This window comes from Nostoc mirabile CHAB5784, from assembly GCF_020829645.1.
Lineage (GTDB): Bacteria > Cyanobacteriota > Cyanobacteriia > Cyanobacteriales > Nostocaceae > Nostoc > Nostoc mirabile.
In genome coordinates this window covers 35,288-58,425 of the sequence record NZ_JAIVFS010000044.1, presented here as the reverse complement: position 1 = coordinate 58,425, position 23,138 = coordinate 35,288, and the positions used below count along the sequence as shown (strand labels likewise).

General features: G+C 43.7%; 13 protein-coding genes. All 13 read left to right on the top strand.

Annotated elements, in window-relative coordinates; genetic code table 11:
- The 13 genes from LC653_RS24870 to LC653_RS24800 all read left to right on the top strand — a co-directional run bounded on the left by LC653_RS24870 (position 1) and on the right by LC653_RS24800 (position 23,125).
- Positions 1-501, top strand: a complete 501-nt coding sequence (locus LC653_RS24870) for a DUF302 domain-containing protein (RefSeq protein ID WP_229497384.1) — start codon at positions 1-3, stop codon at positions 499-501.
- Between the two features lie 173 nt (positions 502-674).
- Positions 675-7,526 carry a type I polyketide synthase gene (locus LC653_RS24865; protein WP_229497383.1) on the top strand — a complete coding sequence of 2,284 codons (6,852 nt, stop codon included), beginning with the start codon at positions 675-677 and terminating at the stop codon, positions 7,524-7,526.
- A 109-nt stretch (positions 7,527-7,635) separates the two neighbouring features.
- Complete coding sequence (locus tag LC653_RS24860; protein WP_372478222.1) at positions 7,636-9,408, top strand: NAD(P)/FAD-dependent oxidoreductase; 1,773 nt, start codon at positions 7,636-7,638, stop codon at positions 9,406-9,408.
- Between the two features lie 266 nt (positions 9,409-9,674).
- Positions 9,675-11,546 carry an NAD(P)/FAD-dependent oxidoreductase gene (locus LC653_RS24855; protein ID WP_229497381.1) on the top strand — a complete coding sequence of 624 codons (1,872 nt, stop codon included), beginning with the start codon at positions 9,675-9,677 and terminating at the stop codon, positions 11,544-11,546.
- A 287-nt stretch (positions 11,547-11,833) separates the two neighbouring features.
- The gene (locus tag LC653_RS24850; RefSeq protein WP_229497380.1) at positions 11,834-13,189 is read left to right on the top strand and encodes an aldehyde dehydrogenase; all 1,356 of its coding nucleotides are present in this window, start codon (positions 11,834-11,836) and stop codon (positions 13,187-13,189) included.
- A 65-nt stretch (positions 13,190-13,254) separates the two neighbouring features.
- Positions 13,255-14,703: a carotenoid oxygenase family protein gene (locus tag LC653_RS24845; RefSeq protein WP_229497395.1), complete on the top strand. Its 1,449-nt coding sequence runs from the start codon at positions 13,255-13,257 to the stop codon at positions 14,701-14,703.
- A gap of 12 nt (positions 14,704-14,715) precedes the next feature.
- Positions 14,716-15,660, top strand: a complete 945-nt coding sequence (locus LC653_RS24840; RefSeq protein WP_229497379.1) for a DUF1702 family protein — start codon at positions 14,716-14,718, stop codon at positions 15,658-15,660.
- A 31-nt stretch (positions 15,661-15,691) separates the two neighbouring features.
- Positions 15,692-16,615, top strand: coding sequence for a DUF1702 family protein (locus LC653_RS24835; protein ID WP_229497378.1), 924 nt, complete (start codon positions 15,692-15,694; stop codon positions 16,613-16,615).
- A 211-nt stretch (positions 16,616-16,826) separates the two neighbouring features.
- The gene (locus LC653_RS24820) at positions 16,827-18,797 is read left to right on the top strand and encodes a calcium-binding protein (RefSeq protein WP_267923169.1); all 1,971 of its coding nucleotides are present in this window, start codon (positions 16,827-16,829) and stop codon (positions 18,795-18,797) included.
- Positions 18,798-19,056: 259 nt separating this feature from the next.
- Positions 19,057-20,211, top strand: a complete 1,155-nt coding sequence (locus tag LC653_RS24815; RefSeq protein WP_229497377.1) for a calcium-binding protein — start codon at positions 19,057-19,059, stop codon at positions 20,209-20,211.
- Positions 20,212-20,313: 102 nt separating this feature from the next.
- The gene (locus LC653_RS24810) at positions 20,314-21,186 is read left to right on the top strand and encodes a DUF1702 family protein (protein WP_229497376.1); all 873 of its coding nucleotides are present in this window, start codon (positions 20,314-20,316) and stop codon (positions 21,184-21,186) included.
- Positions 21,187-21,530: 344 nt separating this feature from the next.
- On the top strand, positions 21,531-21,890 hold the full coding sequence (locus LC653_RS24805; RefSeq protein ID WP_229497375.1) for a YciI family protein: 360 nt from the start codon (positions 21,531-21,533) through the stop codon (positions 21,888-21,890).
- Positions 21,890-23,125 (top strand): RNA polymerase sigma factor, encoded by a 1,236-nt coding sequence (locus LC653_RS24800; RefSeq protein WP_229497374.1) that lies wholly within the window; start codon positions 21,890-21,892, stop codon positions 23,123-23,125. Before LC653_RS24805 ends, LC653_RS24800 begins: the two co-directional genes overlap by 1 nt.
- Positions 23,126-23,138: the final 13 nt, after the last annotated feature.

Genomic DNA, 23,138 nt, shown 5'->3' with positions numbered 1-23,138 from the left:
ATGGAAACCGTAATAGAAACTGTCAATTTCACAGCAACTCGTGTAATTGTTACTTCCGAAAAGTCATTTGAAGAAGTCACCAATAACATCGAGACCATCAATGGTAGAAGTGACAACGCGCTTTTTCAGCAAATGATTGGTGCTAAACAATCGTTTGAACAAATCAAAAGTGGGATTGAATCGATGATTGGTAAAAGCGGTTTTATGATCTTTTCACAAGTTGAACATGGTAAACTCATGTCTCTTGCAGGTAAAAACAAAAAGGCCAAGCTCTACATAATTGGGAACCCATTAATAGCCAACCAAATGTTTGAACAAAATCCTGCTGTTGGTCTTTACGTTCCATTAAGACTATTTGTCTACGATGAATACGATGGTAAGACCCACGTTGCTTACGACAAACCATCATCGCTACTTGGGCAATTCCCGAACGAAAAAATTTCAACAATTATGCAAATGCTCGATCAAAAGTTTGAAGCAATGGTCAGGATAGCTACTTAGTAAGTATTGTGTAACCATCCTAAACTGCGATCAACGCATGAAAAAGGAATGACGGAGTTGGAAGTAGGGAGTTGGGAAAATAAGATTTTTACTTTCTGCTTCCAAGTCAATAACATGAACTAAATTTTTCTTGATTTATTCAATTTTGTGTTTGAAGCAAAGTTATTACAGATATGTACATAGAAGGATCTCAACCTAGAATTGCGGTTATTGGTATGGGGTGTTGGTATCCTGGTGCAAGGGATTTACGACAGCTTTGGGAAAACATACTTTCGCGACGACGACAATTTAGAGAATCGCCAGATCGGCGGCTACCACTTGCAGATTATTACGATCCAGATCCAACAGTTCCAGACAAAACCTACGGGAAACGTATGGCTGTGATTGAGGGTTTTGAGTTCGATTGGGCAAGTAAGCGCATTCCTAAAACTGTAGTAGAGACAGCAGATATCGCTCACTGGGTGGCATTAGAAGTAGCGATCGCAGCTTTAGAGGATTCAGGTTATACACGAGTAAATGTTCCCAATGAACGTACAGGTGTAATTCTCGGTAATTCCTTAACAGGGGAACAAACACGCTCTAACAACATGCGACTACGCTGGCCATTTATCCAACGGGTAATACACGCAGCGGCAAAGGCGAAAGGTTTACCATTGCAAGTCATAGATGAACTGGCAATAGCAATGCAAGAATACTACAAGTCAGTATTCTCACCATTTACCGAAGACACATTATCCGGCAACCTTTCTAACACTATTGCTGGGAGAATTTGTAACTTTTTTAACTTTCATGGCGGTGGTTATACAGTAGATGGAGCTTGTTCTTCGTCCTTAATTGCGGTTGCCACTGCTGCTAACGCTTTAAGCAACGGCGACCTCGATTTGGCACTGGCTGGTGGTGTAGATATTAGTCTAGACACCTTTGAACTAGTAGGATTTGCCAAAACAGGTGCCCTGACTAGCAAAGATATGACCGTTTACGATCAAAAAGCCAGTGGCTTTATCCCTGGAGAAGGGTCTGGCTTCGTCGTTTTGAAGCGCTTAGAAGATGCTCGTGCTGACAATGATTATATCTATGCAGTGTTGAATGGATGGGGAATATCATCTGATGGCAAAGGAGGTCTAACAGCTCCGAGTCGGGAAGGACAAGCTAAAGCACTACGCCGTGCCTATAACCGAGCCGGTTACAGCTTAAGTAACGTTGATTTTATAGAAGGTCATGGTACAGGAACACCAGTAGGCGATCGCGTCGAACTAGAAGGTATTGCCCTAGCTATGGGTGCAAACAGTGAAACACCTTCCCGCTCTTGTGGTATTACCTCTTTCAAATCCCTAGTTGGGCATACCAAAGCCGCAGCAGGCATTGGAGGGTTCATCAAAGCTGTTATGGCTGTTAACCGCCGCATTATACCGCCATTGGCTGGCTGCAATGAACCAAACGAAGTATTTGACAAAGCTGCTCGCTGTCTTTACCCGGTGCTTCAAGGAGAAGTTCGCCAGACAACAGATACACTCAGGGCTGGAGTCTCCGCAATGGGATTTGGCGGCATCAATTGCCACGTCACTTTAGAATCTGGCGATGCTCCTGCTACTCAACTTGAACCATTAATTGATGAGCAGGCTTTGTTAGTTTCTGCTCAAGAAACAGAGATTTTTGTCTTGAGTGCAGCATCAATCCCAGCTTTGTTACAAGGCATAGATGCATTACTTCTGAAAGTACAAGGATTGAGTTTAAGCGAACTAATTGATCTAGCTGCACATCTTGCTCAACAACTAAACCAACAACTACCAGTACGAGCAGCACTCATCGCCCGTTCACCTGAAGAGTTAGTTGAACGTCTGAGTTTCTTGCAAGAATTGTTGAATGCTAAACCACTGGCTAAGGGAGAAATAATCCTCAACCCGCAGCAAGGAATTTGGATTGGCAATCAAGTCCAGCAAAGCCGCATCGGTTTTCTCTTCCCCGGTCAAGGTTCTCAAAAGTTGAATATGGCCCGTACCCTCGTACAACGCTTTAGCTGGGCCAAAGAACTAGTAAATCAAGCTGACAAATGGCTGCAAGAAATTGGCGCCCCAAGTATTAGTGAATCGATCTATAAACCTGTAGATCGTGCTATCAATCAAGAGCAGTTTGAAGAATGGTCTCAGAAAATCGCCCAAACTGAAATCGCTCAACCAGCCATCTGCCTCGCTTCCCTCCTTTGGATGCACTACCTCCAACATCTAGGATTAAAGCCGATCGCCGTAGGTGGTCATAGCCTGGGGGAACTAACTGCTTTTCACGCAGCAGGTGCGTTTGACGAGCAAACTTTGATCTGTTTAGCTGCTGTTCGCGGACGTGCCATGTCTGCTTCTGGCCAAGGCATGGGGGGAAGCATGGTAAGTATTGCTTGCTCCCGTGACAAAGCCGAGGAATTGTTAAAACAAGTCAATGGCTATGCCGTTATTGCAAATATCAATAGTCCTACCCAGATAGTCATATCTGGTGAGCACTTGAGCATTGAACAAGTAATTGAACTGGCCGCTGCTCAAGAAATCAAGACATACAAGCTTCCAGTTTCTAATGCTTTTCACTCTCAACTTGTCTCGGAAGCTGCCAAATACCTACACAACTATGAACTAGTTCCAGATACACTCCCGAAGACCACTATAGGCCTTGTTTCATCTGTAGATGGCAAACAGCCGCCAACAGGATTGCAATTGCGCGACCACTTTGCCCATCAGGTACTAGCGCAAGTGGACTTTGTATCGCTGGTGAAAACTCTAGAGCAGACATGCGACCTGCTAATAGAAGTTGGCCCAGGAAAAGTACTCTCTGGATTGGTAAGCGACATCAACGGGTTGCAAGGGCTGCAATGTCTGCCTGTGGAAGCCAAACCTGGATTTGACCAGTCGTTGAACATGATGTTAGCTAACGTATTTGCTCGTGGTCATGACATCAACTGGGAAGCACTTTACGAAGGTCGGCTTATACGTTCTTTTGTACCAGCCTCAGAACGCATCTTCATCGACAATCCTGTAGAACGACCATTTCATGTTGTATCTGCAACGCACTCATCTCCATCCTTGGAAATTACTTCTGAAAGCTTGCTGAATTATTCAGTGTTTGGCAAACACAACCATATTTCACCAGAGGTGCTGCAAGATTATTTAGCTCGACGCGGTAAGTTTATTGCTGAAGTTATCCGAGCCGATCTGCAAATGCCTTTAGTCGCAACTCCTCAAAATGCTGCCAGAACAACTCACACAGTTAATGGTAATGGCTTTCATACTGCTATTTCTACCTTACTTAAGCCTGTGCAAACCAATGGCGTTGTGGCAAATGGTAATCAGAGTGTTGAGTTTTTATTGGCAGACTTGATTGTTCAACAAACAGGATATGTCAAAGAAAGTATCACAGCAGAATTGCGATTACTTGACGATCTCAATCTGGATTCCATCAAAGCCGGTGAAATTGTCGCAGAAGCCGCCAAGCTATATGGTGTCGCCGGGAAAATTGACCCACCTGCTTTAGCTAATGCCACCATTCAAGAGATTGCCGAAACGATTCGCAGTTTTATGTCAAACGATCGCAGTACGAATGGTAATGAAGCAGCTTCTTTAGTATCGACAACTTTGATGGGTACAACTGATGCGATCGCCTCTTCACTGACCGACCTAATTATCCAACAAACAGGGTATGTCAGAGAAAGTATCACAGCAGAATTGCGATTACTCGACGATCTCAACCTCGACTCCATCAAAGCCGGTGAAGTTGTCGCAGAAGCCGCCAAGCTATTTGGTGCTGCTGGGAAAATTGACCCGCCTTCTCTAGCCAATGCCACGATTCAAGAGATTGCTGAAACAATTCATAATTTCATCCCAAATAATAACGGGAATGGAATTAAAATCTTAGAACCGATTTCAACAGTTTCTTTAAAGCAAGATTTCAAAAATCAAAACAACAGCAAAACACCAGCAGGCGGGCCAGAATTAACACGTAAGCAACTGGTGCGTGATTACATCATCCAAAATGTTCCAGAGGAACTTCCCTCAGTTGCTTTAGGCAGACAGATGCCAGAAAACTGGAAAACTGCGAATGTGCTGATTCTTTACGAATTCAGTAATGCAGACAAAATAGCAGTCTTGTCTGATGAGCTTCGCACTCAAGGTGCTCAAGTTCAAAGTGTAACCTTTGCAGAAGTCAGCCCTCAGACACTAACTAACAACGTCGATGTAACTCACTTCATTGCAGTATTGCCTTGTACACCCAACACCCAATTGTCGTCAGAAGCCCGTTTGATTGGCATGATTGAACGGTTACGCAGTGTCGCCACTCCACCTCTAGCATCCCGTGACCATACAACAGTTGCTTATGTCCAATTTAGTGGGGGACATTTCGGAGCGCAACTACCACTAGCAGATATTGAACAATGCTGTACAGTTGGGTTTGCAGCGAGTTTGCATCTAGAGCGAATCGATCTCAAAGTTCGGGTAGTTGATTTCTCCCCCACGGTAGATCCCAGCAGTCTGGCAGAATGTGTCTTCAGAGAACTCTCTACTCCCCATGTTTATACAACTGTAAGTTACGATGCCGATCTCAAGCGCTACGTTCCTCGACCTCAGGTGCAGCAACCTGTGGATTATCTAGACCGCAAAATTACCTGGTCATCTGAGGATGTCATCCTCGTCACGGGTGGAGCAAAAGGCATTACTGCCGAGTGTGCCCTGGCTCTAGCTAAAGACACAGGTATCCGTGTGGCACTTGTGGGACGTTCACCCCATCCTGATGACAACATTCAACAAAGTAGTAGTTCTGATATTACCCGTACTCTCCTGCGCTTTCATGCTGAAGGACTAACCTGCTGCTACTATGCGTGCGATGTTGCTGATTACGAGGCAGTAGTAAATCTCTTGCAAAAAGTCAGACAAGAACTAGGTGAGATATCAGGAGTAATTCACGGAGCTGCCCTCAATAAGCCAAGACTGATTGAGCAAGTTTCTACAGAAGCAGCATTTGATGAAATCAGTCCTAAACTTCTCGGTTTGATTAATCTATACAAAGCACTGGAAGCTACACCACTGAAGCTTTTCGCCGGTTTTTCCTCGGTCATCGGCTTTACAGGGATGCAACGCAATGCTTGGTATGGCTTCTCTAATGAAACTTTGGATCTGATTTTACGCCGTTTTAAAGCTCAACACCCTCAAACCGCCGTGATTTCAATGGCATATAGTGTGTGGGAAGAGGTAGGAATGGGAGCGCGGATGGGCAGCGTTCGGAGCCTGAACAAAATGGGTATTAGTGCCATTCCCAAAGATGCAGGCGTTAGTCGATTCTTGCATCTAATCAAAAATGAACCCGCAGATTTGCGAGTTGTGATCACAGCACCTATGCAAACCTTAGCTGCTTTTGAATCGAGTGGTTTTGATACCTGGTATCCAGGATTGTTCTCACCTCCTGCTTCGTCAAAGTTTTTAGAGAAGATTCTGATTTATCAACCGGGTGTAGAGGTTGTTCTGAGAGCGCACCTCAGTCTTGAGCGGGATTCATACTTACAGGATCACCTCTATAAAGGTTCATATCTGTTCCCGACTGTATTCGGTTTGGAGGCTATGGGACAAGCAGTTGCCTATGTCACTGGCAAAGATTCCTTACCAACTGTGCAGATAAAAGATATTCGTTTGGAACGTCCGATTGTTGTAGCTCCTGACAAAGGAGTGGACATAGAAATTCATGCAGAGGTACTTGAACGAGAACTGAAAAATGATCCACAGCAAGTTTATGTAACTATCAAAACCGAACAGACAGGATTTGCCATCAGCCATTTTTCAGCCACATTTTTACTAGGTGTTGAAAGTAATCCATCTGTAGAACAGGTTGAACTTCCAGAAGTACCTCTAGATATTGAGCCGAAAGCGGATCTTTATAGTTGGTTACTGTTCCAAGGCCCCAAGTTTCAGCGTTTACAAGAGATTTATAGCCTGAATTCTCACAGGTGTGTATTCAAAACCCATAGAAACTTGTATTCTGCCCAGGAGCAAGAACAATCTTTAGATAGAGCGCAAGGGCCTTTCTTGCTCGGAGATCCTTATTGCAGAGACTCATTGCTGCAAGCTGGACAACTAGTAATTCCGCAGGATCTTTGTTTGCCCATCCGCATCGACAGTCTTGAAATTGATCAATCAGATCGAGATGGAACTGGTTCATATATTGGTGTTACCACACCCCAAGGGCGAAAAGGTCAACAGTATCACAGTAATGTTTTTCTTTTAGCTCCCGATGGGCGTGTTATGGAAAGACTCAGTAGCTATCAATTGCGGATACTAGAACACCGTGAAGAGAATCCCACTGCTGAAGATTTGGCCGATCCCAGCCAGAGGGATGAACAGATTCTTTACAGAGAATTGAGCAATCGATCGCCTTTATTCAAAGTCGTTGCACCAGAGATATCATTGGCTTATCTTCCTGGTATCCATGCACTATTACCCACGGAACGTCATCAACTGGAACTACCTCTATTCCATAGAGCGATCGCTCAATTGCTGAACAATAATGCTAATCTCATATCCAAAGTGCGGATTCAGTGGACTGAATCTGGCAAACCAGTCGTTGTTGGACTCGCAGAAGAAAAAATAGAAGTATCGCTTGCCCATGACGAACGTGTTTGTTTCTGTGTTGCCGGTCGAGGAATGCAGGGTTGTGACATTGAACCAGTAACTCATCGAAGTGTGGAAGATTGGGTTGCCTTATTGAGTTCTTCTCGATACCCATTAATTCAACAACTAGAAAGCAAAGACTCGGTAGATCGGGCTGGTACGCGGATTTGGACAGCCATAGAAGCCTTGCGTAAGGCGACTAAGGTAAAAGACATTAACCTAGCGATCGAACGCATAGAAGGGGATAGCATTTTATTCAGTGATGTGGCTGCTAACAGTCAACTTAAAGTTCTCACTTTTCCCATTCAACTGACACGCAGCCCTGAAAGAATAATTGCCCTAGTTGTTGTCCCATTCCGCTCTTTAAATTGGATTGCTGGCTCAATTTAACTAACTTTAATCAATCAAAAATCTGCTCACGTCGCAAAACTTTTAGTCAACGAAATAGGAAATGTCAGTGAACAACACAACTCAGTCTCAAGCTTACGATGTCGTCATTATGGGTGCTGGGATCGCTGGAGTATGTCAAGCTCGTCACTTGCTGCTGAATATTCCCAACATCAAAATCGCCTTAATTGACCCACGTCCTGAAGAACGGACTGAAAAAGATTTAAAAATTGGTGAGTCAACTGTCGAAGTTTCCACTCTCTTTTTCGGCAAAGAATTGGGTCTTTATGATTACTTAATTGAGAATCATCCGCCGAAATTTGGACTAAACTATCATTGGCCCAAAGACCCAAAAAATACACAGACCATCGATGACTACTATCATGTCTGGTCTATTAAACAACCCCCGCTAGCTTCCGTTCTCATGAACCGCGCCAAGTTTGAGCGGGATGTCTTGAAAATGAATAAAGAGATGGGAGTTGACTTTTACAATGGTCGTGTAGTCAATATTGATTTAGGCTCTGGTGATATCCCAAACAATGTTAAGGTGAAAATAGGTAATGACTACCTAGAACTTACAGCCAAGCATCTTATTGATGCAGCAGGACGCAAATTTATCATTGGTCAGAAAACAGACAATCTACTCTTTGGCCCTGAGAAACTCGCTGATCTTAACAATGGTTCTGCATGGGTACGGGTTAAAAATGTCGATCGCACCATTTTTCACAGTGGTTATGATCCTACAGGTGCTACATGTAGCCATTACTATGCCACTAATCACATGATGGGTCACGGCCATTGGATCTGGGTCATTCCTACAGATACTCAGACTATGGAATTGTCGGTAGGGGTATCCCATCATCATGAAGTTATCCCAGCGCAGAGCGTTAACACCAAAGAAAAGTTTTATGCTTTTTTAGAATCAAATCACAACATTCTTTACCAACTAGTCAAGAGTGGAGAAGACATTGACTTTCATTACTTACCAAGGGTGGCACACAAGAGTAAAACTCTGTTTTCTCCAGACAATTGGTATGTGATTGGTGATGCAGCTGCCATCTTCGATCCTTTCTATTCCTTAGGAATGGTAATGATGACATTTCAAATGGAAAGTGTCACAGAAATTATCCGAGCAAAATTAGCAGGTGAACCGGATGCAGAGAAGAAGCGGGCTGTTTATAATGCATACAATCTTGGGTATGTAGAATCTTGCAATCATCTTCTCCACGACCACGCCAAACAACTTGGTCATGCTAGCATCATGAGCTGGCGCGTCTATCTAGAAAACATGTGGTGGTTCGGGATGATTGTGCCTTTGTATGTTGGCAAATGGCATTTAGATTTGAAGTTTCTCCGCAAATTTAGCCAACAAAGTCGTCAAGTGATCAGAACATTGATGTCTCATGTGTATGAACAGTTCAATGAACTCATAGAAAAAGATGCTAATATTGGCATGATGTATGTCCACCGAGGGCAGCAATTACCCTTCGGTTACTACATGACCCAAGAATTTGATAGCTATTTGCAAAACACAAAATATGAACCTCAAAGATGCAATGTTTTTGCATACATGAAAAACATTTACTTCTTTGTTGCTCTTTGGTATCTCAAATTCCTGTGGAAAGGTTTTGGACTAAAAGGTGTGTTGTCACCAGGGAATCTAAAACATGTTTTTGCTTTACTCAATGCATCTGCTCAATCTAGCTGGGATGATCTAATTTACCGACGCAAGACCAAAGGTATGGCAGCTAATAGCGAAATTGCTAGGGTAACAGAAGAGTTCAAGAGTTATAGACATCAACCTGAATTGGAGCCTTGGATCAAAAGTAAGAGTGCTGAATCTCAAAAATTGCAAGAGCAAGAGCTAGTCGCATCTGAGTTATAGCGATCCTATCTAGTAGTCCTTCATTTTCTAAGCACTAAAGTTATTACTACAAACTTTTCATTACTAGCTTAGAGATTGTACTAGATTGTGTTTAAAAGTAGCCGCAAAACGTCTACTTTTAAGAATTCTCTAAAAGAGTCGCCTGCTTTTGCTCATAAAGAAGCTCACAGAGGACACAAAGGAAAGAAGTAACTCAAAAGTCCTGAACTTTCCGACGAAATTTTTCAAATTCATCAAATTTTCTAGTTAGCAAAAAGGAAAATGCAATGAACAACACTCAGTGCCAAACCTCTGATTATGATGTAGTCATTATGGGTGCTGGATTGGCGGGAGTATGTCAAGCTCGCCACCTACTACTTAATGTTCCTAATATCAAAATTGCTTTGGTCGATCCTCGTCCTGAAGAACGGACAGAAAAGGATTTGAAAGTGGGTGAGTCAGCGGTTGAAATCTCTACCCTGATGATCTGCAAGGAGTTGGGTCTTTATGACTACATGGTTGAGCATCATCCGCCAAAATTTGGTTTAAACTTTCATTGGCCTAAGCATCCAGAAAGTACAGAAAACATTAATGACTATCATCATCTCTGGGCTATTCGGCAACCACCATTGGCTTCCGTTCTGATTCACCGCCCCAAATTTGAGCGGGATGTGCTGAGGATGAATCAGCAAATGGGCGCTGTCTTTTATCAAGGTCGTGTTGTTGATGTTGACCTAACGTCTGGGGATGGCCTGAACGTGGTGAAAGTCAAACTCGATCGTGAGTATCTCGAACTTAAAGCCAAACATGTTATTGATGCGGCAGGACGCAAGTTTATCATCGGTCGCAAGACAGATAATGTGTTGTTTGGCCCTGAAAACGTCCGTGGTGTTAACAATGGTTCAGCATGGATGCGCGTTAAAAATGTCGATCGCACTATCTTTCACAGTGGTTACGATCCTTTAGTTTCAACTTGTAGCCACTACTATGCTACTAATCACTGGATGGGACATGGGCATTGGATTTGGATGATTCCTACAGATACCCAAAATATGGAGTTGTCAATCGGATTAGTCCATCATCACGACTATATTCAGGCCCAGACTGTCAACACTAAAGAAAAGTTTTATGCTTTTCTAGAAGCAAACCATAACATTATGTATCGACTGCTCAAGAGCGGAGAGGAAATTGATTTCCATTACTGGCCCAAGCTAGCGCACAAGAGCAAGACCATACTCTCAAAAGATAACTGGTATGTAATTGGTGATGCAGCAGCTATCTTCGATCCCTTCTACTCGATGGGAATGACGATGATGTCCTTTGAAATAGACACTATTACAGAAGTGATTCGTGCCAAGTTAGCAGGTGAGCCAGATGCAGAGAAGAAGCGGGCGGTTTACAACGGTTTTAATTTAGGGATGATCGATCGCAACAATCTTCTTGTCAGCCATCATCCTAAGCATCTTGGTAACGCTAGCATCATGAGTCATCGCATGTTCATAGAAAACATGTGGTGGTTTGGTATGATGATTCCTTTGTATGTCGGTAAGTGGCATTTAGATTTGAAATTCCTGGCAAAAATTAAGCAACCAGGTCGTGTATATATTACCGAAATATTAACTGCTGTCTACAAACAGTTAACAGAGTTGGCAGAGAAGAACGCCAACATCGGGTTTATGTACACCCATCGAGCAGATGAATTGCCTTTTAATTACATAATGAGCCGGGATTTTGACGAATACATCCACCTCACCAAGTACGAACCCCAACGAACTAATGTTTTTGTATCTATGCAATACACTCACTTTTTCGTTGCTATTTGGTACCTGAAGTTTCTGTGGAAGGGTTTTGGACTAAAAGGTTTGTTAGCACCACAAAATCTTAAGCACATTTTCGCTTTGCTAAAAGCATCTGCTCTAGCTGGTTGGGATAACTGGATTTTCAAATTGAAAACCAAAGGTGTGCCAGACAACAGTATCACTGCAAAAGCTAGAGAAGATTTCAAGAGTTACCAACATCAACCCGACTTGCAGCCCTGGATTGGTTTGGCTAATGAAAAGACGTTACCAAATGGGACTCATGAATTCCCAAGCTTAAAGGACAAAAATACACTAAAGGTTCCAGAATTAGTCACACTGCCAGCGGAAATCAAGTCTTAATTTTAGCTGGAGAATAACAACAAATATGAAAATGGCAGTTGAGTTTTAAGAGGTTGTTTTAAAAGTCCTCTTATCGGTATCAAAACGTTCTAGATCCCTCTAAATCCCCCTTTTTAAGGGGGACTTTGATTCCAGTTCCCCCCTTAAAAAGGGGGGCTAGGGGGGATCAATAAGTGCCTAAAATCACAGCCAACCACTTTTCAAACATCCTCTAAGACTTGTATATTTAGCTACTGCCATCCTTTCTTTCAATTACTGTATAACTACCGTTTAACACCTAAAAAGCCATGCTAACTCAAGTAGATTATAATGAAATTGAATATCAGCAACAGTTTTTTCATACTGGTAAAACCAAAAATATTGATTTTCGGATTCAACAACTGAAAATCCTTCAACAGGCAATTGAGAATAATAAAGATAATATTGTTCAAGCTTTAAAAGCTGATTTGCATAAATCAGGCTTTGAAGCTTATTTTGAAATAATTGGAGTTTTAGAAGAAATTAAATATGCTCTCAACAATATTAGAGCATGGACAAAACCACAGAAGGCTGCTACTCCCTTTTATCAGTTTCTTTCTTCTGCCCAAGTTCGTTCTGAACCTCTTGGTGTGATTCTGATTATTGCCCCTTGGAATTACCCATTTCATTTAATGTTTGCGCCATTGGTGGGTGCGATCGCTGCTGGGAATTGTGCGATTTTAAAACCATCAGAAATAGCTCATCACACTTCTGAAGTCATAGCAAAAATAGTTGATGAAAATTTCGATCCATCTTTTATTGAAGTGATTGAAGGCGGTATTGAAACCAGTCAAGAACTATTGTCACAAAATTTTGATCATATCTTTTTTACTGGTGGCACTGAAGTTGGTAAACTTGTAATGGCAGCCGCCGCTAAAAATCTAACTCCAGTTACCCTTGAGCTAGGTGGAAAAAGTCCTTGTATTGTTGATGAAAATATTCATCTTGAACATACAGCTAAAAGAATTGTTTGGGGTAAATTCTTTAATGCAGGTCAAACTTGTACTGCACCTGATTATCTGTTAGTAAATCGCAAAATTAAACAAGATTTATTGACTAATATTAAAAAACAAATACGAATTTTTTACGGCGACGAACCTTCAGCAAGTAAAAGCTATGCTAGAGTCATAAATCAAAAACACTTCCGCCGCCTTTCGCAATTGTTAGAAAGTGGTAAGATTTTAGTGGGAGGCGAAACGAATTTAGAGAATCTTTATATTGCTCCTACTATTATCGATCAAGTCTCTTGGCAAGACAATATCATGCAAGAGGAAATTTTTGGGCCGATTCTTCCTGTTATAGAATATACAGATTTATCAGAAGCGATCGCCCTTGTGAATCGACAACAAAAACCCCTTGCTTTATACTTCTTTTCCAGTAATAAAAAAAATCAAGAGCGGATTCTACAAGAAACTGTCTCTGGTGGAGTCTGCATTAACGATACCATTATGCATTTGACTGTTCCTTCTTTACCTTTTGGTGGAGTTGGTGCTAGTGGAATGGGTCGTTATCATGGTAAAGCTGGCTTTGATAACTTTTCTTATCAAAGAGGCATATTAAATAAATCTTTTCTTATTGATTTGAAATGGAGATATCCTCCCTATCCAGAGAAAAAGAAACACTAAGTAATAATATTCTCAACCAACTGATTCTGAATTTCTAATCTACTAATCAAGTAGTCTTGACTATGATCGTCGCAAAAGAAATTAGTCCCTATCTTACAGATAACTTTTCTCCAGTACAAACAGAAATCACAGCCGATGACCTCCCGATAATTGGAGAATTACCAACTGATTTATCAGGAATATTTGTCCGCAATGGCCCTAATCCCCAGTTTCCTCCCAAAGGTGATTACAAGTGGATTGATGGAGATGGGATGTTGCATGGGGTGCAGATTAGTAATGGTAAAGCCACTTACCGCAACCGCTATGTCCAGACACGGGGATTTAAACTGGAGCAGAAAGTAGGTCGAGCCATCTGGACAAGTCTGATGGAATCGCCACAACTTCACAACCCTCCTAATAATCTTTTCAGTCCGTTCAAGAACACTGCTAACACTGGCATAGTGTGGCACGCAGGTCAATTATTGGCACTTTGGGAAGGAGCCGAACCATACGAAATTACGATACCTGACTTGACAACAATCGGGCCATTCACTTATGGAAATCAACTGAATTCTCCCTTCACCGCTCACCCCAAAGTTGATTTTGTAACTGGGGAGATGATGTTTTTTGGATATTCTCTACTAGAGCCACCTTATTTAAGATACAGCGTGGTTTCAGCCAAGGGAGAGTTACTAAGAACAGTTCCCATTGATTTGCCTACAGGGGTGATGATGCATGACTTTGCTATCACTGCAAACTACACAATATTTATGGATTTGCCCCTGACATTTAGCTTAGAAAGGCTACGACGCAGAGAACCAGCTTATATGTTTGAACCAAATCTGCCCAGCCGCTTTGGTATTATTCCCCGTCATGGCGATGCCTTTGGCAACCCCTCCGGTGTACGCAAAAATATCCGCTGGTTTGAAGTTTCTACCTGCTATGTTTTACATACTCTCAACGCTTATGAAACAGAAGAAGAAGTCGTCGTCATTGGCTGTCGCACAGATGATGCTCAACTACTGAACATACCTACAAAGACAAATTTATGTTACAATCAGGTCAATAAACCGCAGTTATATAGCTGGCAATTCAATCTCCGCACAGGTGCAGTGCAAGAAGGAACAATTGATGATTTGGCTTCAGAATTTCCTAGTTTAAATCAGCAATTTGTAGGAAGAGAGAATCGATACGGCTATACAGCCAGAATAGTGCCGGAACTGCTGCCTATTTTCGCTTTAGACGCACTAATTAAGTATGACTTTGCTGATGGTTATTCTCAAGTGCATGAGTGGGGGACTGGTCGCTATGGAGGAGAGGCAATATTTGTCCCTCGTTCCAACGCTACTCAAGAGGATGATGGTTGGTTGTTAACTTTCGTCTACGACACAGCTACAAAAACCTCAGAGCTAGTAGTGGTCAATGCCCAAGACATCACAGATAAACCTGTAGCCCGCATTCTTCTACCCCAGCGAGTTCCTTACGGTTTCCACGGAACTTGGATTCCAGAAAAGTCAATGCATCCAGCTTTTTAAATCAGGAGAACGATGATGATACAAGACGCTTGGCAATCAAGTTTGAATAAAGCGACACTGCCGACAAATTTGATAGCTACTTGGGCTGAACGCGATGTGCAAGAAAGTGATGGTGGTATACAGAAACGATTAGAACAGGTTGGTCGTTCGTTAATGAAAGGATACCACACAGCTGTTAATGATGAATTAGAAGCGATCGCCCCCAAGTTAAATGAAATCGATGAGGAGTTGCGGGGATTTGCTTACGAAGGCGTCGGTATGGGACTAGCACAGCGCGATTTTCTGACACCCACTAGCCAAAATCGCATAGCCACGTTTGTTGCAGGTGATGGTGCAGCTTATGCAAACATGGTTTATGTGGGTTTGGGTTTGATGTTAGCTAGAGTTGGGCGACCTGTAGAACCGCATTTGCAAAGACTCGACACCACCAAAGGTTGGTTATTACTCGATGGCTACGGGTACTATCAAGGCATGTTCTACTGGCGAGAATCACTCGATAATCAAGTCATCTCGCAACCAATTTCTGGTTATACCCGCAGTGTCTTTGACCAAGGTTTAGGTCGCAGTATTTGGTTTGTCGATGGTGGCGATGTCAATCGCATCGCACGCACGATTGAGGCCTTTTCACTTGATAGGCGAGAAGATTTGTGGGGTGGTGTAGGTTATGCCTGTGCTTACGCTGGTGGTGCAGAACGTGCAACCATAGAAGCCTTAGCAAATACAGCAGGTGCTTATCGCTTGCATTTAGCGCAGGGTACTGCTTACGCTGCTAAGTCCCGTCAATGTCTTGGCAACCAGTCAGTCTACACAGAATTGGCTTGTCAGGTGTTGTGGGGAGTGAGTGCTGATGCAGTGGCTGATAGTTTAGCTACTATTGGCGAAACTCCAGAATCTCGCTTATGGCAACATTATCGGGCACGGATACCTCATCCAGTTAGAACAACCTTAGCAGCTTAGTACTTATTGCTTCACGAGGATAATTTAGATAATGCAAATTAAAGCAAATCAGGCCAACACCTTAATGGCTGATACTTGGGCTAAACGAGGAATCCAAAAAAGTGATGCCGGAGTGCAAGAGCGATTAAGCAAGATTGGTAGTACAGTTTTACAAGGATATCATGTAGCGATCGCTAGTGAAGATTTAGAAGCGATCGCTCCCAAAATGAATGAAATCGATGAAGAATTGCGAGGATTTGGTTACGAAGGCGTAGGCATGGGTCTAGCACAACGCGACTTACTCACACCCAGCAGCGAAAATCGCATGGCAACTTTTGTTGCAGGTGATGGTGCAGCTTATCATAACTGGGTTTATGTGGGTTTGGGTTTGATGTTGGCTCGTGCTAGACTGCCTATCAAGCCACATTTAGAAAAACTCAACTTTGGTAAAAGTTGGTTAGCGATCGATGGCTATGGCTACTATCAGGGGATGTTCCATTGGCAAGACTCACTTGATAATCAAGTCATCTCGGAACAAATTTCTGGTTATGCTCGCAGTGTTTTTGACCAAGGTTTGGGACGCAGTATTTGGTTTATCGGTGGTGGCGATGTCAATCACATCGCACGTACCATCGATACTTTTGCACCAAATAGACGGGAAGACTTGTGGGGTGGTGTAGGTTACGCCTGTGCTTACGCTGGCGGTGCAGAGCGTGCAACCATAGAAGCCCTAACAAATACAGCAGGTGTTTACCGATTTCAATTAACCCAAGGAACAGCTTACGCTGCCAAGTCCCGCCAATCTCTTGGGAATCACTCAGTTTACACAGAATTAGCTTGTCAGGTGTTGTGGGGAATGGGTGCTGATGCTGTAGCTAACAGTTTAGCGACCAATGGCGAACCACCAGAATCTCAAACCTGGCAACATTACCGAGCGCGTGTTTTTCATCCAGTTATAACGACCATAGTATCCTAGTAATAAAATATACATTTATCTTTACCAAGACAGATAATGACATCATTGTAGCCGGTGATGGTAATATTCAAGTAACTAACGAATACGCGGTACTGTGGCGCTTGCTGATAAAAACAATACGCTTATACAAATCGGCGTCAGGACTACCGTACTGCTTAGATTTTAAGTTACACCCCACATAACTTTGCAAAAGTAAAGAGGTAAATAACGTATGGCTCAGTTTTTTGGTACTTCCAATGATGATACTTTTGTTGGCACTTTAGATGCTGACATCATTTATGGGTTAGACGGCAACGACACCATCTTCACCGAGACTGGTAACGATATTATTCTGGGTGGTAATGGCAATGACGATTTCACCGCTGGAGGTGGAGATGATTTTGTTGATGGCGGGGATGGAGACGAGCTATTTTTCGGTGACTTTGACCTCAACGAAGACTTAGACATCGGTGAGCCTGGAAATGATACGCTCAACGGCGGTGAAGGAAGAGATTTTTTCTTCGGTGGTGGGGGCAACGATAACTTGAACGGCGGTTCTGGGAATGATGTCTTCTTTGCACAGGATGGCAATGACATCGTCAATGGTGATGATGGAAATGATGACTTTAATGGCGGAAATGGTAACGACATCCTTAATGGGGGTGAGGGTAATGATCGCATTCTTGCTGGTGCAGGCAACGATAAAGTCATTGGTGGTCTTGGCAACGACCGACTTGGTGGTGACAGCGGCAACGACACCCTTGACGGTGGTGCTGGTAACGAGATTCTGATCGGGAATGCTGGTAACGACGTACTCTTGGGTGGCGAGGGTAACGATATCTTATTTGGTTCTAACCCCTTCTCCACCCCCGCATCCGGCGAAGACACAAGCGAAATAGATATTTTAACAGGCGGTGCAGGTAGGGATATCTTCTACCTGGGAGAGGAGAGGATTGTCCGGGACTCCGAAGTCTTTTACGACGAGGCAGGTGACAATGACTATGCTCTGATCACAGACTATCAGCCTGGTGTGGATCGTATTGCACTGCCTTCAAATCTCCAGTTTGTTCCTGGTGGTAATTATGCTATAGGTCTAGCCCCTTCTAACCTCCTACAAGGAACAGCAATCTATCACGAGGGTGACCTGATTGCTATAGTTGCAGGTATTTCACCTCCAGCAATTAGTGGTAACTTCATCTTTGATATCGCTGATAGCCTCACCCAGACCTCGTTCAGTGGCGATGAAAGCGACAATACCCTCGTTGGCACTTTGGGAAATGACACGATCTCTGGATTAGGTGGCGATGATACCATCTTTACTGAGTCTGGGAATGACTTAATCTTTGGTGGTAATGGAAATGATGATTTCACCGCCGGAGCCGGAGATGATGTCGTCAACGCGGGGTCTGGAGATGACCTGGTTTTTGCGGACTTTGACCTCAATGCAGACTTAGACGTGGGTGAGGCTGGAAATGATACCGTTAACGGTGGTGATGGCAGAGATATTATATTTGGTGGGGGCGGCAACGATAAGTTAAACGGTAATGCTGGAAATGATGTCTTATTTGGGCAAGATGGAAATGATGTCCTCAAAGGTGGAAGTGGAGATGATGATTTCAATGGTGGAAATGGCGACGATATAATCCGTGGAGGAGATGGCAACGACCGAGCTCTTGCTGGTGCAGGTAATGATCAAGTTTTTGGTGGAAATGGTTTTGATCGCCTGAATGGTGATAGCGGTAACGACACCATCAACGGTGGAGATGGGGATGACATCCTGATTGGGAATGCTGGTAGCGACATTCTCTTGGGTGGCAACGGCAATGATACATTCTTTGGAGCCAACCCCTTTTCCACACCAGAATCTGGCGAAGGCCAAAACGAGGTTGATATCTTAACTGGCGGCAGCGGCAGCAATATCTTCTTCCTGGGAGAAGAACGGATTATCCAAGACTCCGAAGTCTTCTATGACGATGCAGGGGATAAAGACTATGCTCTGATTACTGACTTTAAGCCTGGTCAAGACCGTATTGGACTGCCTTCAAATCTCGCGTCTTTTCCTGGTGGTAACTTTAGTCTTGGTCTAACCCCTTCTAACTTCCCAGAAGGAACAGCAATTTACTTCCGGGGCGATCTGATTAGTATCGTTCAAGGTGTTTCGTTTGCGGAGTTATCGTCTAGTGGTTCCTTTGTCTTCAGTTAGATAAGCTATTTTGCATTTAATTTTGATGCACTTTGTGCATCAAAATTAAAGTTCCCCATTCAAATTGCCTCATTTGAATGGGGAGAAACAGCTTATATGCATGTCTATCTCAAATGACATGGGTACGAACATTTTGGTATAAAAGCCTGTATTCGTTGTTTGATAAGCTTTACAGGCTTTTTTGGATTATGATTTCCACGCAACTTGGATTTCAGAGTAGTTTTTGAAATAGTTTCACTTTAGAGGGTAATTAAGAGTTATGGCTACGATTATTATTCCCGGAACTGATAAAGACGATTTCATTTTCCAAGATGCTGAAGGTGATACAGTAGTTGATGGTCTTGGCGGAAACGACATAATTATAGTCGGAGGTGGAAATGATGTCATTATTGGTGGAGAGGGCAATGACTTCGTTTCTTCGGGAAGCGGAGATGACCTGGTTATAGGGGGAAAAGGCTCAGATACTATTTTTGTTGGTGATGGCGATAACCTAGTTTCTGCATCAGAGGGAAATGATACCATAATTGGTGGTAATGGTGACGATAAGCTTTTGGGCGGACTTGGACGTGACTTGCTGATTGGGGGAGATGGTGATGATATTCTTTTTGGAGATACTGATGTAATCGCTGGAAAGGGAGGCGCAGACAAAATTTTCGGTGGTGATGGCAATGATGAAATTGAAGCCGGCGCTGGGGATGATTTAGTCTATGGGGGTGCAGGCAAAGATCGGATTTCAGGAGGACGGGGTAATGACATCATTGAGAGCGGATCTGGTAATGACTTGGTAGAAGCTAGCAGTGGCAATGATTTGGTAAAAGGTGGAGGTGGAAATGACGTACTCTTCGGTGCAGAGGGTAACGATCAACTCTTTGGTGACTCAGGTGATGACAAACTTAATGGTGAAAAAGGCAATGATATTGTAGCTGGTGGTGACGGGGATGATTTCCTGTTAGGTGGATCTGGAGATGACACATTAAGAGGAGATATAGGTAACGATCAGTTACTCGGTGCTGAGGGCGATGATGTACTAATTGGTGTTAATCCTGGGGGATTGCCAGGAACACCGATTTCTAACTTTGGTGTGGGTGAAATAGACGTTCTAATTGGAGGTGATGGTTCAGATACATTTGTACTAGGTGGCAACAATAATGTCTACTACGCTAACCCATTGTTAGAGCAGGGATTAGAGGATTATGCTCTAATAACTGATTTCAGTACCGAATCTGATACTATTCAGCTTTTTGGCAACTCAGATAATTATTTGCTACGCGAGTCGTTTGGTTCATTACCTGCTGGAACATTGATTTTCTCTGTTGATCCTACATCTTCGCCTGAACTTATCGGCATAATTCAGAATGTTTCGATCTCAGCTTTAGACCTAAACAATTCGAGTCAATTTACTTTAGTTTCCTGAGCTTTTGGCAAAAATTTAAGTAATTTTTGATGCTGCTTAAAAAGGAGAATCAAGATGATACAGGATGCTTGGCGAATAAGCGCAGATGAGGCTAGAGCACAAATGAAAGCTAATTTGATAGAACGTAAAGTTGCAGTGAGGAATGCCAGAGTGCCGCAGCGATTTGGACACGTTGCTGAAGGAATGTGGCAGGGCTATCATGCAGCAATCGCCGATGAAGAACCAGAGGCTCTGGTAGCCAGACTGAATGCAATTGAATCCGAGTTGTTTGGATTCGCCTTAGAGGGGGTAGGCATGGGTCTTGCCGAGCTGGATGCACTCAAGCCTAAGAAGCAGAATCGAGTGCAGGCATTTCTGGAAGGCGCTAGGACAGCTTATCAGACTATGGTATACTTAGGCGTGGGTTTGATGCTAGTTCGACGCGAACTGCCCATTAAGCCATATTTAACACAACTTAATCCCATAAGGAGTTGGCCGATAATTGATGGCTATGGCTTCAATCATGGTATATACCGATGGCGAGAATATATTGATGGTCAAGCTATTCCAGAGCAACTTGTCGGCTACGCTTGCCGCGTCTTTGACCAGGGTTTGGGTCGTAGCATCTGGTTGGTGGACGGTACTGATGTCACTCGGATCTCGGTGACTGTAGGTGCTTTTTCCTCTATAAGACAAGCAGATATTTGGGGTGGTGTTGGTTACGCTTGTTCCTCAATCTGTGGTGCGGAACGTGGAACCATAGAAGCCTTAGGAACAGCAGCGGGGTCTTATCTATCTGAGTTGGCTAAGGGAGCAGCTTGTGCCGCCAAGTTCCGTAAACTGCTCGGTAACCCAGCAGGTTATACAGAATTTGTCCATGAGGTACTGTGTGAGATGGCAGGTGATACCGAGACTAACGTTAGAGACATTCCAAATAACGAAGCAGAACCGAACCAACAAGTCTGGCAACACTACCGGGAGGTACTGTTAACTTAATTCAGCAGGAGTTACGCAGCTTAATTGAGATTCTCAGTATTGCTACAAACCCTCAGCGATCGCTATTGTTATGGGTTGGATGATGAAGCGCTTTTCAAAAGCCTTCCAATCTGCATAATTATAAATTTTGCTCGATGCACGACAAATTAAGAGTTTTGGGCTACTATTCTGGATGTGCTTTGGAAAATACCTGCTTTGACTAATAAGCACAGGACGATACCCAATAATTGGTGTTCACAAAAAAAAATTTTGCGATTTCTGTCGAAATGTCCATAAATTACACGTCATATAATTGAGCGCGGAAAATACCAAACTCGAAATCAACTCACAACAAAGGAACTAACATGCAATACGCAATCCTAGTCTACGAGAGCGAAACCAATTTCAATAATCGTACAGATGAACAGCATAAGGATGCTTATTGGGGCGCTTTCAGCTCCTACTCACAAGCTCTGGCTGAAGCTGGTGCAATTGCTGGTGGTGCTGCGCTCTATCAGCCTCATGCTGGTACAACAGTGCGATTGCGCGATGGTCAACGGCATGTCCAGGACGGGCCCTACGCCGACACCAAAGAGCAACTTGGCGGTTTCTACCTCATAGATGTACCAGATTTGGATGCAGCTCTGGATTGGGCGGCTCGTTGTCCGACAGCAGCTGACGGTGCGGTTGAAGTTAGACCTTTACTGCCAATGACTCAAGGCTAATGACTACTGTGAATGCACGTCAAGCCGCAGAACTCGCAGCACGTAACTCATACGGGCAATTAGTTGCCTACCTCGCAGTTCGCACACATGATGTGGCTGCTGCAGAAGATGTGCTTGGCGATGCATTCCTGGCTGCGTTGAAAGCTTGGCCAGAAAAAGGTGTCCCTGATAATCCAGAAGCATGGCTGCTGGTTAGCGCACGGCGTCGCCTGATCGATGATGCCCGACACGCTAAGGTGAAAGCCTCAGCAGCCTATGCACTCAAGCTGATAGCTGATGATGTGCAACAGGAGACATCTCTAGAAGTTGTGTTCCCAGACGATCGCGTAAAGCTCCTATTTATCTGTGCTCACCCAGCGATTGATGCAGGTATCCGTACCCCCTTAATGCTGCAAACAGTGCTTGGGCTGAATGCTGCTCAGATTGCCTCAGCTTTTCTGATCGCCCCAGTAACAATGAGCCAACGGCTCGTCCGTGCCAAAGCTAAGATTCGAGATGCTGGTATTGCCTTCGAGTTGCCAGAAGCCAAAGATTTGGCGATGCGGTTGGATGCTGTGCTAGAAGCAATCTATGCTGCCTACAGTAATGGCTGGGAGAATGTGACTGGGGTCGATCCACGGCGTAAGGGTTTAACAGAAGAAGCAATCTGGTTGGCACGTCTGTGCGTACAGCTCTTACCAGAAGAACCTGAGGCACGGGGGCTATTAGCGCTGATGTTACATTGTGAAGCGCGCCGTGATGCCCGTCGGACGAAAAACGGTGCTTATATTCCGCTTTTAGAGCAAGACGTTACACTTTGGTCGCAGCCAATGTTAAACGAGGCGGAGCGCGAACTTGCCGAAGCAGCAAAATTTAAGAAGCTCGGAAAGTTTCAGTTGGAAGCTGCTATTCAATCGACACACGCTCAACGTAGAGTGACTGAGTGCACAGATTGGCAGACTTTAGCACTTTTATATGAAGGGTTGATTCAGTTTTCGCCAACACTGGGTGCTTTAGTTGGACATGCCGCAGCGATCGCAGAAGCCAAAGGGTTGGAACAAGGTCTGGCGCTCCTCGAAGCACTCCCTGCCGAGTCTGTCAAAAGTTATCAGCCATATTGGGCGCTTAAAGCTCACCTGCTTAAGCATTTGGGTCAGAATTCACAAGCTAAACAGGCTTACACCCGTGCCATTGGTCTAGTAGAAGACCCAGCTATCCGCGAGTTTCTTGTTCGTCAATCTAGCGTTATCAGCTAATAGAATTTAAGTT

Excerpts from the sequence above, each read along its gene's own strand:
- LC653_RS24855 (WP_229497381.1), top strand. The coding sequence starts at position 9,675 with ATGAACAACACTCAGTGCCAAACCTCTGATTATGATGTAGTCATTATG.
- LC653_RS24850 (WP_229497380.1), top strand. The coding sequence starts at position 11,834 with ATGCTAACTCAAGTAGATTATAATGAAATTGAATATCAGCAACAGTTT.
- LC653_RS24860 (WP_372478222.1), top strand. The coding sequence starts at position 7,636 with ATGGGTGCTGGGATCGCTGGAGTATGTCAAGCTCGTCACTTGCTGCTG.
- LC653_RS24815 (WP_229497377.1), top strand. The coding sequence starts at position 19,057 with ATGGCTACGATTATTATTCCCGGAACTGATAAAGACGATTTCATTTTC.
- LC653_RS24835 (WP_229497378.1), top strand. The coding sequence starts at position 15,692 with ATGCAAATTAAAGCAAATCAGGCCAACACCTTAATGGCTGATACTTGG.
- LC653_RS24820 (WP_267923169.1), top strand. The coding sequence starts at position 16,827 with ATGGCTCAGTTTTTTGGTACTTCCAATGATGATACTTTTGTTGGCACT.
- LC653_RS24800 (WP_229497374.1), top strand. The coding sequence starts at position 21,890 with ATGACTACTGTGAATGCACGTCAAGCCGCAGAACTCGCAGCACGTAAC.
- LC653_RS24810 (WP_229497376.1), top strand. The coding sequence starts at position 20,314 with ATGAAAGCTAATTTGATAGAACGTAAAGTTGCAGTGAGGAATGCCAGA.
- LC653_RS24865 (WP_229497383.1), top strand. The coding sequence starts at position 675 with ATGTACATAGAAGGATCTCAACCTAGAATTGCGGTTATTGGTATGGGG.
- LC653_RS24870 (WP_229497384.1), top strand. The coding sequence starts at position 1 with ATGGAAACCGTAATAGAAACTGTCAATTTCACAGCAACTCGTGTAATT.
- LC653_RS24840 (WP_229497379.1), top strand. The coding sequence starts at position 14,716 with ATGATGATACAAGACGCTTGGCAATCAAGTTTGAATAAAGCGACACTG.
- LC653_RS24805 (WP_229497375.1), top strand. The coding sequence starts at position 21,531 with ATGCAATACGCAATCCTAGTCTACGAGAGCGAAACCAATTTCAATAAT.